Raw genomic sequence first — 15,088 nt, 5'->3', positions numbered from 1 at the left:
GCTTACCCTGGTTCATCGTGACCGCTTCCCCACAGACCACAGGCCCGGGCCGCTACGACCTCATCGTGGTCGGGTCGGGATTCTTCGGATTGACCGTCGCCGAGCGCGCCGCGAGCCAGTTGGGCAAGCGTGTCCTGGTGATCGATCGCCGTCACCACATCGGCGGCAACGCGTACTCCGAGCCCGAACCGCAGACGGGTATCGAGATCCACAAGTACGGCGCGCACCTGTTCCACACGTCGAACAAGCGGGTCTGGGACTACGTCAACCAGTTCACCGACTTCACGAACTATCAGCATCGCGTGTTCGCGATGCACGAGGGCCAGGCGTACCAGTTCCCGATGGGACTGGGCCTCGTCAGCCAGTTCTTCGGCCGCTACTACAGCCCGGACGAGGCGCGCGCGCTGATCGCGGAGCAGGCCGCCGAGATCGATACGAAGGACGCCTCGAACCTCGAGGAGAAGGCGATCAGCCTCATCGGGCGCCCGCTCTACGAGGCGTTCGTGCGCGACTACACCGCGAAGCAGTGGCAGACGGACCCCAAGAACCTGCCTGCCGCGAACATCACGCGCCTGCCGGTGCGCTACACCTTCGACAACCGCTACTTCAACGACACGTACGAGGGCCTGCCCGTCGAGGGCTACACGGCGTGGCTCGAGAACATGGCCGCCGACGAGAAGATCGAGGTGCGGCTGAACACCGACTGGTTCGAGGTGCAGGGTGAACTGAGCGCCGAGAGCCCGGACGCGCCCGTCGTCTACACGGGTCCGCTCGATCGGTACTTCGACTACTCGGAAGGTGAGCTGGGCTGGCGCACAATCGATTTCGAAACCGAAGTGCTCGAGACCGGCGATTTCCAGGGCACGCCCGTCATGAACTACAACGACGCGGACGTCCCGTTCACCCGCATCCACGAGTTCCGCCATTTCCACCCCGAGCGCGAGTACCCGTCGGACAAGACCGTCGTGATGCGCGAGTTCTCGCGGTTCGCGGAGAGCGGCGACGAGCCGTACTACCCGATCAACACGCCCGCCGACCGCGAGAAGCTGCAGGCCTACCGCGACCGCGCGAAGGCGGAGACGGCATCGAACAGGGTCCTGTTCGGCGGCCGTCTCGGCACCTACCAGTACCTCGACATGCACATGGCGATCGCGAGTGCGCTGTCGATGTTCGACAACGTCCTCGAACCGCACCTGCGGGACGGTCTGCCACTGACGAAGGACGACGCATGAACGCGCGCCACCTGCTGGACGGCGAGAACGACACGATCGAGTACACCGGCAAGGCGCTGCTGCAGCGCGTGCTGCTGCCCCGGCCGGGCGAGCCGCTCGACGTCCGCTCGCTCTATCTCGACGAGTCGACGACGAACTCGACACGCGCGCACGCACTCTCGCGTACGTCCGTCGCGCTCGGCCCGGAGTCCGAGTCGTCGTTCGGGTCGTACTTCAACGCGTTTCCCGCGAGCTACTGGCGGCGCTGGACGACGCTCGAGTCCGTCGTGCTGCGGGTGACGCTCACGGGCCACTGCCGCGTCGACGTGTACCGCTCGAAGGCCGACGGCTCGCGCATCCATGTCGACGGCCGCGAGTTCGAGGACGGCGACGCCGACCTCGAGTTCGTGCTCGATCTCGGTCCGTTCGAGGACGGCGGGTGGATCTGGTTCGACGTCACGACCGACACGGACGTCGTCCTCGAGGCGGCCGGCTGGTACGCGCCGACCGAGGCGCCCGGTCGTGGTTCGGTCGCCGTCGGCATCCCGACGTTCAACCGGCCGACCGACGCCGTCAAGGCGCTCGCGGCGCTCGCGTCCGATCCGCTCGTGCTGGACGTGATCGACGCCGTGATCATGCCCGACCAGGGCACCCGCAAGGTCGTCGACGAGCCCGGTTACGCCGAAGCCGCGGCGGCGCTCGGCGGCCGGCTCACGATCCACGATCAGCCGAATCTCGGCGGCTCCGGCGGCTACAGCCGGATCATGTACGAGGCGCTGAAGACGACCGACAGCCCGTACGTGCTGTACATGGACGACGACATCGAGATCGAACCCGACTCCGTCCTGCGCGCACTGGCGATGTCGCGGTTCGCGAAGACACCGATGCTCGTCGGCGGCCAGATGCTCAACCTGCAGGAACGCAGCCACCTGCACACGATGGGCGAGGTCATCGACCGCGGCGCCGTGATGTGGACGGGTGCACCGCACGCCGAGTACGACCACGACTTCTCGAAGTACCCGCTCTCCGACCGCGACAACTCGAAGCAGCTGCACCGCCGCATCGACGTCGACGGCAACGGCTGGTGGATGTGCATGATCCCGCGCGAGACGGCGGAGAAGATCGGCCTGCCGATGCCGCTCTTCATCAAGTGGGACGACTGGGAGTTCGCGCTGCGCGCCAAGGCCGCCGGCTACCCGACGGTGACGGTGCCGGGCATCGCGATCTGGCACATGGCGTGGTCGGACAAGGACGACGCGATCGACTGGCAGGCGTACTTCCACCTGCGCAACCGGCTCGTCGTCGCGTCGATCCACTTCCCGCAGTCGATCCGCGGTCTCGTCGTGAGCAGCGTGAAGGCGACGATCAAGCATCTGCTGTGCCTCGAGTACTCGACGGTCGCCATCCAGAACAAGGCGATCGAGGACTTTCTCGCGGGCCCCGAGCACATCGCGGCGCAGCTGGAGTCGGCGCTCGGCGACGTCGCGGCGCTGCGCAAGCAGTTCCCGGACGCCGTCGTGCTGAAGTCGGCGACGGAGCTGCCGCTGCCGTCGGGCGACGGCGTCGGGGCCGTGGGCGAGCCCGCGAACCCGATCGCGAAGATCGCGCGCCTCGCGAAGGGACTCGTGCACAGCGTGCGGCCCGCCGACGAGCGGCATCACGAGCAGCCGCAGCTCAACGTCCCGACCCTCGACGCGCGCTGGTTCCTGCTGTCGCAGGTCGACGGCGTCACCGTCACGACGGCGGACGGCCGCGGTGTCGTCTACCGCAAGCGCAACCCGAAGCAGGCCCTCGAACTCGGCAAGCGCGCGTTCGCGCTGCGCCGTGAGCTCCTCGCCCGGTTCCCCGAGACGAGCGCACGCTATCGTGACGCGGCACCGGATCTGACGAGCAAGGAGAGGTGGGAACGTGTCTTCGGGATCGACTGAGCGGGCATCGACCGAGCGTTCGCGAGCCGCCGCGAGCACGGGGGCCGCGGCTCCCACCGTCCGCAAACTGCCCACCCAGCCGCCGTCGTCCTGGGAGATCAGGGCGCTCGAGGGCGTGCAGGCGACCGTCGGTTCGGTCCCGGGCGCCGTGACGGCTGCACGCGCGATGTCGCACTTCGGTGAGCACGCGCTCGGCTGGGTCGCCGTCGCCGGTGTCGGCGCCGTGGTCGACCGCTCCCGCCGCCGCCAGTGGGCCGCCGCCGCCATCGGTGCGGTCGGCGCGCACGCCGCGTCGATCGTCGTCAAGCGGATCGTGCGCCGCCCGCGTCCCGACGACCCGGCCGTCGCGGTCGGGGTGTCGACGCCGAGCAAGCTGAGCTTCCCGTCGTCGCACGCGACGTCGACGACCGCCGCCGCCGTGCTGATGGGCCGGCTCACCGGGCTACCCTTGCCGGCGGTGATCGTGCCGCCGATGCTGTTGTCGCGCCTGATCCTCGGCGTGCACTACCCGACGGACGTGCTCGCGGGTTCGGCACTGGGTGCGGCGTCCGCCGGCGCGGTGCTGCGATTCGAGAAGCGACGCCCCGAGAAGAGACGCCCCGAGAAAAGACGCTCCGAGAAGAAGAGTGGGGAACGATGAGCGAGGACGCGCGGCAGGTCGCCGAGCCGCCCAAGAACCTGCTCGGCGGTCTGATCAAGACCATGCGGCCGCGGCAGTGGGTCAAGAACGTCCTCGTCCTCGCGGCGCCGATCGCGGCGGGCAGTGCGTTCGAGCTCGACATCTTGCTGCGGGTGCTGCTCGCCTTCGTCGTGTTCTGTCTCGCGGCGTCGGGTGTCTACCTCGTCAACGACGCGATCGACGTCGAGTCCGACCGCGCGCATCCGACGAAGCGCTTCCGTCCGATCGCCGCCGGCATCGTGCCGGTGAAGCTGGCGTACATCGCCGCGGCGGTCCTCATGGTCGCCTCGATCGGCCTGTCGTTCGTCGCGAACTGGAATCTCGCGGTCGTGATGGCGGTGTACATCGGCATCCAGCTCGCCTACTGCTTCGGGCTGAAGAATCACGCCGTCATCGACATCTGCATCGTGTCGTCCGGCTTCCTCATCCGGGCGATCGCCGGCGGTGTCGCGGCCGAGATCGAACTGTCGCAGTGGTTCCTGCTCATCATGGCGTTCGGCTCGCTGTTCATGGCGGCGGGCAAGCGGTACGCCGAGTTGCTGCTCACCGAGCGCACCGGCGCGAAGATCCGCAAGTCGCTTCAGTCGTACACGACGACCTACCTGCGTTTCGTGTGGACGCTGAGCGCCACGGCCGTCGTGCTGTGCTACGGCCTGTGGGCGTTCCAGCAGGACGACATGAAGGACACCAACTGGTACGCGCTCTCGATGGTGCCGTTCACCGTCGCGATCCTGCGGTACGCCGTGGACGTCGACGGCGGTGAAGCGGGGGAGCCGGAGGAGATCGCGTTCAAGGATCGGGTCCTGCAGATTCTCGCTGTCCTGTGGGTCGGTGTGGTCGGTGTCGCTGTCTACGTCGTCTGATCGGACTCGGCCGGCCGCGGCCGAGGGTTCCGAACCCGAGCGGCCCTCGCGGGCCGGCGTGACGTCCCGATGGGTCTTCGGTGTGGGCGTCGCCGTGTCGGCGCTGCTCATGTTCTGGGGTGCGTGGGAGCGCCGGTGGATCGCCGACGACGGCCTCATCGTGCTGCGCACCGTCCGCAACCTCCTGGCGGGCAACGGTCCCGTGTTCAACGCGGGCGAGCGCGTCGAAGCGAACACCAGCACCGTCTGGACGTACCTCGTGTACGCGGGCGGGTGGCTGACGGGAGTGCGGCTCGAGTACGTCGTGCTGACCCTCGCGCTCGCGTTGTCGACGGGTGCGATCGTGCTCGCGATGTTCGGCACGGCGCGGCTGTATCGCGCGAGTGTGCGGCCGGGCGGTGTGCTCGCGCTGCTGCCCGCCGGTGTGCTCGTGTTCATCGCGGTTCCGCCGGCACGCGACTTCGCGACGTCGGGCCTCGAGACGTGCCTCGTGCTGTTCTGGCTGGCATTGCTGTGGCTGCTGCTCATGCGGTGGAGCACCGCGGCCGTGCCGTCGACGACGTCGGTGCTCGTGCTGTGCTTCGTCGCGGGTCTCGGCCCGCTCGTACGGCCCGAGCTGGCGATTCCCGCCGCGTTCGCGCTCGCGATGGTGTTCTTCGCGGCGAGCACGTGGCGGGTGCGCGTCGCGATGGTCGTCGTCGCGGCCGTCGTGCCGCTCGGGTACCAGATCTGGCGGATGGGCTACTACGCGCTGCCGTACCCCAACACCGCCGTCGCGAAGGACGCGGGCGGCGCGAAGTGGGATCAGGGTTTCGCATATCTGTGGAACCTGCTCGGTCCGTACCTGCTGTGGCTTCCGCTCGTGCTGCTCGTGGTCGGTGTCGCCGTGGCCCGGCTCAGCGGTGCCGCGGCACGCAGCGACGCCGGCGAGGCGGCGGTCCGGGCAGGTGCCGAGCGCGCCGGTCTCCCGCTGTACGTGCGCAGGGTGCAGCGCTGGTTGCGGACGCCGGGCGCGATCGTCGTCTTCGCCGTCGTCAGTGGCATCGTGCTCGCGCTGTACTCGATGCGCGTCGGTGGCGACTTCATGCACGGCCGCGTGCTGCTGCCGCCGCTCTTCCTGCTGCTGCTCCCGGTCGCCGTCCTTCCCGTCCGGATCCCGCCCCGCGGGCAGCGGACGGGCCGCGAGCGCGGCCTGCTCGGCGTCGCCGCCGTCGTGTGGGTGGGGACGGTGGTGTGGAGCATCTTCGCTGCGAACACCACGGGCATGCCCGAGGGTGCGGTGGTGGGAAAGTCCGGAATCGTCGACGAGCGTGCGTTCTACGTCCTCAACACGGGCCACGATCATCCGATCCGCGCCAGCGACTACCTCGACTACCCGCGGATGCGTGCGATGGCCGCGACGATCGAGCACACCCCGGACGGTGGGCTGCTGCTGCCGTCGGGCGACTACACGTTCTGGTTCGTCGTCCCGCCGCCCGCGCCGATCCCGGAGGACGGCGCCGGACACACCGTGTACTTCCTCAATCTGGGAATGACGAGCATGAACGTCGGGCTCGACGTTCGCGTCTACGACCAGATGGGGCTCGCGTACCCGCTCGCGGCACACACCGAACGGCTCGAGGACGGCCGCATCGGTCACGACAAGAACCTGTTCCCGGACTGGGTCGTCGCCGACACCGGGATGGTCGACGTCCATCCGTGGCTGCCGGGCTTCCTCGACGAGCAGTGGGTCGCGCGGGCGAAGGTGGCGATCACCTGCCCCGAGACCCAGGAACTGCTGACGTCGTCGCGGTCGGAGCTGACGTGGCCGCGCTTCAAGCAGAACGTCAAGAACGCGTTCGAGTACGCGGACTATCGCTTCGATCGTGTCCCGAAGTACGAGCTGCAGCGGTGCGGGCTCCCGTCGCCGGTACCCGAGGACGAGATCCGATGAGGCGGTTCGGATAACGCCCAGATCACGATCGCCACGACTCCGGGATTGTGCGTGACCTTTCGGTGACATACAGTGCCTGCCACATGCTCCCGCACGAAAAGCTGGACTCGCGTCCAGGAAGCGGTGAGCTCCTGCTGCACCCGTCCGGGCGTTTCGCCTGTACGGACAACTTCACACAGTGGACACCGGACATGCCGCGCGCGGCGGCTGTCTATAAGGTGATCGCGACACGTCGCCGCCCGCGCAGTCAACACTGCGCGGGCGGCTCGGCGCCGAAGCATCGGCGTCGCATGCGGGCCTGCGCCCGTGACCGAACCGAGATGGAAGAGCCTCGCTCGTGCCCGGCACCGGGCGCGAGCCGTGAGCGGGAGGATGAGCGGGTAGATGCGAGCACGGAGTTGGATCAAACGGATGGCGGGAGCGCTCGCTCTGGCCGTCGCTCTTCCACTCGGCGTCCAGACGATCGGTGGCGGCGCGATCGCCAACGCCGCGTTCGACCCGAACGCCGAGGACTTCTGGGTCGACTCCGACATGGGCGGAATCAAGAACCGCGTGTGGCGTGCGCACGACGGCAACACGAGCCGCGTCGTCTACCTCCTCGACGGCCTGCGCGCCCGTGACGACCTCAACGGCTGGGAGATCGAGACCAACGTCGGTCCGTTCCTCGCGTCGCAGAACATCAACGTCGTCATGCCGGTCGGCGGCGAGTCGAGCTTCTACTCCGACTGGATCTCCACGTCGAACTTCAACGGCCAGGAGACGAAGTACAGCTGGGAGAGCTTCCTCACCCAGAATCTCCCGAACGCGCTCGCGAACCGGTACGGCTTCCAGTCCTGGAACAACGGCATCATCGGCATCTCGATGGGCGGCAGTGCGGCGCTCACGCTCGCGGCGTACCACCCGCAGCAGTTCAACTACGCCGGTTCGCTGTCGGGCTACCTCAACATCTCGGCACCGGGCATGCGTGAGGCGATCCGCGTGGCGATGCTCGACGCCGGCCGCTACAACGTCGACGCCATGTGGGGCCCGCCCTGGAACCCGGCGTGGCTGCGCAACGATCCGTTCGTGTTCGCCAACAAGCTGCGCGACAACAACACCCGCCTGTGGGTCTCCGCGGGCAGCGGCGTCCCCGCCCCGGGTGATCCGAGCCGGCACTCGCTGACCGACGTCGTCAACACCGGATCGGGCTCCGCGCTCGAGGTGCTGTCGGTCGCGAACTCGCGTGCCTTCCAGGTCAAGCTCGCCGCGATCGGCGCGCACAACGTGACCTACAACTTCCAGCCGCGCGGCGTGCACTCGTGGCGCTACTGGGAGCCGCAGATCCACGATCTCGCTCCCGACCTGTCGGCAACGATCGGCTGACAGCCGGGATCGATCGGCCGAACGCCGGTATCGATCGGCTGAACGCCGGCGACAATTGCGGCTTCGCCCAGCGTGGCAACCCCACCCCGGCCCCGTTTGCGTGTAGAAACAACGCGACACGGGCCGGGGTGGCGGCGTTTTCGCGTCCGGTTTCGGTGAGTGGGCGAGAGGCAGGGCAATGCGGTTGGTTCGGAAGTGGAGCGTGCGCAGGGGCGCGTCCCGATCTGTGGTCGCCGGTGCGCTGACGGCGACGCTCGTCGCGGTCGGGTCGGGCACCGTCGCGAGTGTGGGTGTCGCGGCCGCGGCTCCCGCGCTGTCGGCGCCGGCGGCGACGCAGGCGGGCGCGGGCGCGGTGCTGTCGAACGTCGAGTGGCTGTCGGATCGCAAGGTTGCGCTCTGGATCGACTCGCCGTCGATGGGCACGCCCATCCAGGTCCAGGTGCTGCTCGCCCGCGACTGGAACATCACCCCCGACGCGAAGTTCCCCGCTGTCTTCATGCTCGACGGTCTGCGCGCCACCGACGAGGAGAACGGCTGGACGTACGAGACCGACGCCGAGGCCTTCTTCGCCGACAAGAACGTCAACGTCGTCCTGCCGGTGGGTGGTGAGTCGAGCTTCTATGCCGACTGGGCGGACCAGGACAACGGCCGCAACTACCAGTGGGAGACCTTCCTGACGCAGGAGCTCCCGCCGATCCTCGAGGGCCAGTGGCGCACGACGCAGACGCGCGGCGTCGTCGGCCTGTCGATGGGCGGGACGTCCGCGATGTTCCTCGCGGCCCGCAACCAGGGCTTCTTCGATTTCGCGGCGTCGTTGTCGGGCATGCTCACGACGACCTCGCTCGGTATGCCGCAGGCAATCCAGTACGCGATGATCGACGCCGGCGGCTTCGACTCGCGCGCGATGTGGGGTCCGCCGTCGGCGCCCGCGTGGGCCGAGCACGACCCGTATCTGCTCGCCGAGCATCTGCGCGGCGTGAGCCTCTACGTGTCGAGCGGCAGCGGAACGACCGGCCCGTACGATCAGCCGTCCGACATCCCGGGCGTGAGCACGAACTACGCGGGCATGGGTCTCGAGATCCTGTCGCGGCTGACGTCGCAGACCTTCGCGACCAAGCTCAACACGCTGGGGATCCCCGCGCAGATCGTCTACCGCCCCTCGGGCACGCATTCGTGGCCGTACTGGGAGTTCGAGCTGCATCAGCTGTGGCCGCAGCTCGCCAATGCGATCGGCGTCCCCGTCGACAAGCCCGCGTGCTCGGCGGAGGGCTCCATCGGCGGTGCCGCCGCGGCGAACGGCTGGATCGGCGACTGCCTCACGCCCGCGTACCAGGTCGCCGGCGGCACGGTGCAGGACTTCCGCTTCGGCCGGATCTTCGACGGCGGCTCCGGTGCGCAGCCGGTCGCGGGACGGATCGGCGGCGAGTATTCGCGGACCGGTGGCCCGGGTGGCGCGCTCGGCTTCCCGACGTCGCCCGAACTCGGCACCCCCGACGGCCGTGGCCGGTTCAATCACTTCCAGAACGGCTCGATCTACTGGACGCCGCAGACCGGCGCGCACGCGGTCGGTGGCGTGATCCGCGACGAGTGGGCACGTCAGGGCTGGGAGGGTGGCCCCCTCGGGTACCCGGTCGGCGCCGAGGTGCCGACGCCCGGCAAGGACGGCGCGGTGCAGGGCTTCGAGATCGGCGCGATGTACACGAGCCCGGCGAACGGCACGCACGCCGTGCAGGGCGAGATCATGCGCAAGTACGCCGAAACCGGTTGGGAGGGCGGCTGGCTCGGCTTCCCGAAGACGAGCGAGATCCCGGTCAAGGACAACGGCCGCTTCAACGAGTTCGAGGCGGGCAACATCTACTGGAGTCACGCGACGGGTGCGTGGACGGTGGAACTCGGGCCGATCTTCGACGCGTGGGAGCGAGAGGGCTACGAGAACGGGCGGCTCGGCTTCCCGATCTCCGACAAGTTCGCGATTCCCGGTGGGGTGCAGCAGAACTTCCAGTTCGGCTATGTCACGGTGATGGGCGACACGGTCGAGGTGCACTGATCCTGAGGTGTTCCTGAGGAACGGCCGCAGCCGCCCGCGGGGGCGGCCTGCGGCCCTTTCCCGCTCGGTAGGCTGTGCCCCGAATCGCCACGCTCATAGCTTTGTCGTGCATGCAAAGGACGGATGTCGTCATGTCGAAGGTGTCACTGTTCCGCTCGGTCCCGGCTCGCGCGTTCACTGCGCGCGCCGCCGCAGTCGGCCTGCTCGCGGTAGCGGGTGGCGGACTGCTGACGGCGTGCGGCAGCGACGACTCGACCGCGACGTCGACGCCGACCACCACGACGCAGGCGGCCGCCACGACCACCACGGGTGCTGCGCCGACGTCGGAGGAGGACGCGGCCCCGAGCACGCCGCCCGGTGAGGGGTCGGCGGCGACGGCACCGGCCGAGGAGCCGGAGCCCGTCCCCGAGGGCTACCCGGGACCGGCGGAGGTTCCCGTGACACCCGAGGGCGCGGCGTTCGTCGAGGCGTTGCGCGGCAACGGCATCGATCCGGCCGGCAACGGCGAGATCGCGGTGACGACGGCCGACTACATCTGCCAGGCGAGCGCCGAAGGCCAGGACGACACGGCGATCCTCGTGTTCGTCACCGCGATGGTCGGCAGTGACGCCAGCGCGTCGGGCACGGAGATCACGCCGGACAAGGCTGCGGCCGACGCCCGGGTGTACGTCGACACGGCGCGCGCGAATTACTGCCGGTAGGGCGACGTGAGCTGGACCGGAGGAAAGAAGCGTTCGCGCGGCAGCAGGCTGCGCCGGCTGGTGCTGATCGCCGTCGCGCTGGTCGTCGTCGTCGTTCTCGTCGTCGTGGGCCTGTGGTACTTGCTGGCCGGGCGGTTGCCCGACGAGGTGCCGACGCCGCCGGGTGTCGAGGAGCCGCCGACGGCGCAGCCCGAGCACTGCCCGGACGTGCAGGTCGTGGCGATTCCGGGGACGTGGGAGTCGAGCCCGACGGACGATCCGTACGCGCCGCAGGCGAATCCCGCGTCGCTCATGCTGAACGTGACGCAGCCGCTGCAGCAGCAGTTCGAGCCGTCGCGTGCCGACGTCTTCACGGTTCCGTACGTCGCGCAGTTCTCCAATCCCGTCGCGATCCCCCCGGACGGCCAGCAGTCGTACAACAACAGCCGCGGCGAGGGGACGCAGGTCGCGCGCGACTTCCTCGTGGATCGCATGGCGGAGTGCGGGCTCACGAAGTACGTGCTCGCGGGCTTCTCGCAGGGCGCGGTGATCGCCGGCGACCTCGCGTCGAGCATCGGGCGTGGTGACGGCCCGGTCGCTGCGGAGGACGTTCTCGGCGTCGCTCTCATCGCCGACGGCCGCCGCGATCCCGCGCACGGCATCCCGGTCGGTCCCGAGCCCGCCGGTGTCGGTGCGGAGCTCTCGCTCGCGGGTCTCGACGTCCCGGGTATCACGATGACGGGCGCCCGCGAGAACGGCTTCGGCGAACTCGACGACCGCACGTATCAGATCTGCGCGCCGAGCGACGGCATCTGCGACGCGCCGGCGGGTGCGTTCTCGCCCGGCAACTGGCTCTCGGCGGCGGCGCGCATCGGCGAGTACGTGGGCAATCCGGTCCACGCGCAGTACGCGTCGTTCGTGGTGGACGACGCGGGGACGACGTCCACCCAATGGGTCGCGGGCTGGGCGGCGTCGCTGATCGAGCAGGCGCCCGCACCGCCTCATTCGTGAGGGGACGCGCGAGGCGGTGCACCGGGTGGGCCGGGCAGCGGCGCAGCGGTAGAGTGGCGCGTTGTTCCGCGCCCCCCGAGCGCGAGTGCTGCCGATCGCGCGTGAGCGCGTACCCACAGGAAGGCTCCATATGACTGTGTCCGACGGGCGCGGCCTGCGCCGGTTCCGGTTCGCCGCTGGTGGCGAGGGAAACCCGGAGGAGGGCGGCGCACGCCGGTTCGTGCGGCTCGCGCAGAAGGCCGAGCAACTCGGATACGACAGCTTCATGATCCCGGATCACCTCGGCAATCAGGTCGGGCCGATCGCGGCGCTCGGTGCGCTCGCCGTCGCGACCGACAGGATCCGGCTCGGCACGGCCGTCCTCGCGAACGGCTTCCGGCATCCCGCGGTGCTCGCGAAGGATGCGGCGACGATCGACGTCCTCTCGGGTGGTCGTCTCGAACTCGGCATCGGTGCCGGGTGGATGAAGGAAGAGTTCGACAAGGGCGGCATCGCCTACGAGCGCCCGGGTGTGCGCATCGAGAAGCTCGAGGAGTCGCTGCAGATCCTCGACACGCTGCTGCGTGGTCAGGAGTGCACCTTCGAGGGCAAGCACTACTCGATCAACGGGCTCACGGGCAGCCCGCGTCCGCGCCAGGGCCCGCGACCGCCGATCGCGGTCGGCGGCGGCGGCCCGCGCATGCTCGCGCTGGCAGCGAAGTACGCGGACATCATCTCCGTCGCGACGCCGACGTCGAAGGAGGGCAAGCTGCTGCTCTCCGGTGTCACGCTGGACAAGACCATCGAGCGTGTCGAGCGGATCCGCGAGGCCGCCGGTGACCGGTTCGACGAGATCGAACTGAACTGGACGATCACGATGATCATGATCACCGACGACCGCGAGCAGACCGCGGAGATGGCGTTGGCGGCCCTCGATCAGGGCTTCCCGCCGAACATCGAGGTCGACGTGAAGCTCGGCGTCGAGGACATCCTGTCGTCGCCGTACCTCGCGATCGGTTCGTTCGAGGAGATCGCCGACCAGATCCGCATGGTCCGGGAGAAGACGTCGATGTCCTACGTCGGGATCTTCCCGACGCAGATGGACGCGTTCGCTCCTGTGATGGATCAGCTACGTGGGGAATGACACGTGGAACGACCGAGATGATGCCGATCTGTAACATAACCGCCGGTACATTTCGATGTAGTCGTGCGGTGGAGTGCCTCTCGGGTGGCGACACCCGCAGCGTGCACACTGCCGTACGTGCATAGAGCCGTACGCGGCACCAGCCGGTACCACGAGAAGATCCGATAGGGCGAGAGAAGTCTGGGGCGCAGTCGCGGGTGCGAGTGTGCGATCGCTTCGGAGGAGTTGAGCAATGAACGTGCAGTTCGGTGTCGAGGAGTATCTCGACGAGAACGGTCAGTTCCGGTTGTCGCCGGACGACACTCTCATCGATTACGTCGAGCGGAACGCACAGAAGAACGGTAACGAGCTCGCCTACCGTTACATCGACTACTCGCGGGAGCGCGACGGCGAGGTCCACGAACTCACGTGGGATCGCTTCGGAGTACGGCTGCGCGCCGTCGCTGCCCGCCTCCAGCAGGTTACGAACCCCGGCGACCGCGTCGCGATCCTCGCGCCCCAGGGCCTCGACTACGTCGTCTCGTTCTTCGCCGCGATCTACGCGGGGACCATCTCGGTGCCGCTGTTCGATCCGGACGAGCCCGGTCACTCCGATCGTCTGCACGCCGTCCTCGGCGACTGCAAGCCCTCCGCGATCCTCACCGCGACGTCGTCGGCCGCGGGGGTGCGCCAGTTCTTCCGTGCGTTGCCCGCTGCGGAGCGCCCGCGCGTGATCGCCGTCGACGCGATCCCCGACACCGTCGCCGAGACCTGGACGCGCCCCGAGGTCACCCTCGACGACATCGCGTACCTGCAGTACACGTCCGGTTCGACGCGCACCCCTGCGGGCGTCGAGATCACGCACCGCGCGGTCGGCACGAACGCGCTGCAGATGGCCGACTCGATCGACCTCAACGAGAACTCGCGCGGCGTCACGTGGTTGCCGCTGTTCCACGACATGGGCCTGCTCACGGTGATCCTGCCGGCGCTGGGCGGCAAGTACATCACGATCATGAGCCCGCGGGCCTTCGTGCAGTGGCCCTACCGCTGGATCAAGGAGCTCGCGGCAGTCTCCGACGGCGCCGGCACGTTCGCGGCTGCCCCGAACTTCGCGTTCGAGCACGCTGCGGCGCGTGGCCTGCCGAAGAACGGCGAGACGCTCGACCTCTCGAACGTCATCGGTCTCATCAACGGCTCCGAGCCCGTCACGGTGTCCTCGATGCGCAAGTTCAACGACGCGTTCGCGCCGTACGGCCTGCCCAAGACGGCGATCAAGCCGTCGTACGGCATGGCGGAGGCGACGCTGTTCGTGTCGTCGACGCGTCCCGAGGACGAGGCGAAGGTCATCCACGTCGACCGCGACGCGCTCGGTGCGGGCCGTATCGAGCAGGTCGAGAAGGACACCCCGAACTCCGTCGCGCAGGTCGCGTGCGGGTACGTCGCCCGCAGCCAGTGGGCCGCGATCGTCGACCCCGAGACCGGCGGCGAGGTCGCGGACGGCCACGTCGGCGAGATCTGGCTGCACGGCGCGAACATCGGCATCGGATACTGGGGCCGCAAGGACGAGACCGACGAGACCTTCCACAACCGGCTCGCGTCGCGGCAGGAGAACACCCACGCCGACGGCGTTCCCGCCGACGCGAACTGGATGCGCACCGGCGACTACGGCGTGTACGTCGACGGCATGCTCTACATCACCGGCCGCGTCAAGGATCTCGTCATCGTCGACGGCCGCAACCACTACCCGCAGGACCTCGAGTTCTCTGCGCAGGAGTCGAGCAGCGCACTGCGTCCCGGCTTCGTCGCGGCGTTCGCCGTTCCCGCGAACCAGCTGCCGACGGTCGTCTTCGAGGACTCCCACTCGGGGATCTCGTTCGACGCCGACGACGCGTCCGAGCAGCTCGTGATCGTCGCCGAGCGCGCGCCGGGCGCCGGCAAGGCCGACCCCGGCCCCATCGCAGACACCGTGCGCGCGGCGATCTCGCAGCGTCACGGCGTCACGGCCCGCGACATCCTGCTGGTTCCCGCGGGATCGATCCCGCGCACGTCGAGCGGCAAGATCGCACGCCGCGCGACCCGCTCCGCCTACATCACGGGCACGCTGCGCGGAGGTCACCAGCAGCAGGCGTTCCCGGATCAGGTCGCCGCGGAGTGATCCGCGCCGTTCCGGTCTCGTCGGTTCCCCCTCACGCCTCGGCGCGAGGGGGACCGTCTCGTTCCTGCGTTTCGTCCCACTGCGTTGCCGTCACTAGGGCGCTTTCGTCACTACGGG

At 68.9% G+C, this 15,088-nt stretch carries 11 protein-coding genes; all 11 read left to right on the top strand.

The features are described from left to right. Positions 1 to 17 precede the first annotated feature (17 nt). Positions 18 to 1,232 carry a UDP-galactopyranose mutase gene (gene glf, locus RR1_RS13835; RefSeq protein WP_010838103.1) on the top strand — a complete coding sequence of 405 codons (1,215 nt, stop codon included), beginning with the start codon at positions 18 to 20 and terminating at the stop codon, positions 1,230 to 1,232. Continuing rightward, entirely contained in the window at positions 1,229 to 3,139 is a 1,911-nt protein-coding gene (locus RR1_RS13830; protein WP_010838102.1) for a glycosyltransferase, read from the top strand. Before glf ends, RR1_RS13830 begins: the two co-directional genes overlap by 4 nt. 67 nt (positions 3,140 to 3,206) lie before the next feature. After that, the gene (locus tag RR1_RS13825; protein ID WP_238558987.1) at positions 3,207 to 3,779 is read left to right on the top strand and encodes a phosphatase PAP2 family protein; all 573 of its coding nucleotides are present in this window, start codon (positions 3,207 to 3,209) and stop codon (positions 3,777 to 3,779) included. Beyond that, the gene (locus RR1_RS13820) at positions 3,776 to 4,681 is read left to right on the top strand and encodes a decaprenyl-phosphate phosphoribosyltransferase (protein ID WP_010838100.1); all 906 of its coding nucleotides are present in this window, start codon (positions 3,776 to 3,778) and stop codon (positions 4,679 to 4,681) included. Before RR1_RS13825 ends, RR1_RS13820 begins: the two co-directional genes overlap by 4 nt. 109 nt (positions 4,682 to 4,790) lie before the next feature. Next, positions 4,791 to 6,614, top strand: coding sequence for an arabinofuranosyltransferase AftB family protein (locus RR1_RS13815; protein WP_174555429.1), 1,824 nt, complete (start codon positions 4,791 to 4,793; stop codon positions 6,612 to 6,614). Between the two features lie 384 nt (positions 6,615 to 6,998). Next, entirely contained in the window at positions 6,999 to 7,976 is a 978-nt protein-coding gene (locus tag RR1_RS13810; protein ID WP_010838097.1) for an alpha/beta hydrolase, read from the top strand. A 178-nt stretch (positions 7,977 to 8,154) separates the two neighbouring features. Beyond that, a complete protein-coding gene (locus RR1_RS13805; RefSeq protein WP_051111150.1) occupies positions 8,155 to 10,023 on the top strand; it encodes an alpha/beta hydrolase-fold protein in 1,869 nt (622 codons plus the stop codon). Between the two features lie 131 nt (positions 10,024 to 10,154). Beyond that, positions 10,155 to 10,724 carry a DUF732 domain-containing protein gene (locus tag RR1_RS13800; RefSeq protein ID WP_040773008.1) on the top strand — a complete coding sequence of 190 codons (570 nt, stop codon included), beginning with the start codon at positions 10,155 to 10,157 and terminating at the stop codon, positions 10,722 to 10,724. A 6-nt stretch (positions 10,725 to 10,730) separates the two neighbouring features. Continuing rightward, a complete protein-coding gene (locus tag RR1_RS13795) occupies positions 10,731 to 11,714 on the top strand; it encodes a cutinase family protein (protein WP_010838094.1) in 984 nt (327 codons plus the stop codon). 130 nt (positions 11,715 to 11,844) lie between these two features. After that, a complete protein-coding gene (locus RR1_RS13790) occupies positions 11,845 to 12,837 on the top strand; it encodes an LLM class F420-dependent oxidoreductase (protein ID WP_040772996.1) in 993 nt (330 codons plus the stop codon). Between the two features lie 232 nt (positions 12,838 to 13,069). Further along, positions 13,070 to 14,971, top strand: a complete 1,902-nt coding sequence (gene fadD32, locus RR1_RS13785) for a long-chain-fatty-acid--AMP ligase FadD32 (RefSeq protein ID WP_010838092.1) — start codon at positions 13,070 to 13,072, stop codon at positions 14,969 to 14,971. Positions 14,972 to 15,088: the final 117 nt, after the last annotated feature.

Source organism: Rhodococcus rhodnii NBRC 100604, assembly GCF_001894925.1.
Lineage (GTDB): Bacteria > Actinomycetota > Actinomycetes > Mycobacteriales > Mycobacteriaceae > Rhodococcus_F > Rhodococcus_F rhodnii.
Note: the sequence above shows the minus strand (reverse complement) of the source record. Positions and strands in the feature narration are given on the sequence as shown.

Excerpts from the sequence above, each read along its gene's own strand:
- RR1_RS13810 (WP_010838097.1), top strand. The coding sequence starts at position 6,999 with ATGCGAGCACGGAGTTGGATCAAACGGATGGCGGGAGCGCTCGCTCTG.
- RR1_RS13800 (WP_040773008.1), top strand. The coding sequence starts at position 10,155 with ATGTCGAAGGTGTCACTGTTCCGCTCGGTCCCGGCTCGCGCGTTCACT.
- RR1_RS13830 (WP_010838102.1), top strand. The coding sequence starts at position 1,229 with ATGAACGCGCGCCACCTGCTGGACGGCGAGAACGACACGATCGAGTAC.
- fadD32 (WP_010838092.1), top strand. The coding sequence starts at position 13,070 with ATGAACGTGCAGTTCGGTGTCGAGGAGTATCTCGACGAGAACGGTCAG.
- RR1_RS13815 (WP_174555429.1), top strand. The coding sequence starts at position 4,791 with ATGTTCTGGGGTGCGTGGGAGCGCCGGTGGATCGCCGACGACGGCCTC.
- RR1_RS13805 (WP_051111150.1), top strand. The coding sequence starts at position 8,155 with ATGCGGTTGGTTCGGAAGTGGAGCGTGCGCAGGGGCGCGTCCCGATCT.
- RR1_RS13820 (WP_010838100.1), top strand. The coding sequence starts at position 3,776 with ATGAGCGAGGACGCGCGGCAGGTCGCCGAGCCGCCCAAGAACCTGCTC.
- RR1_RS13790 (WP_040772996.1), top strand. The coding sequence starts at position 11,845 with ATGACTGTGTCCGACGGGCGCGGCCTGCGCCGGTTCCGGTTCGCCGCT.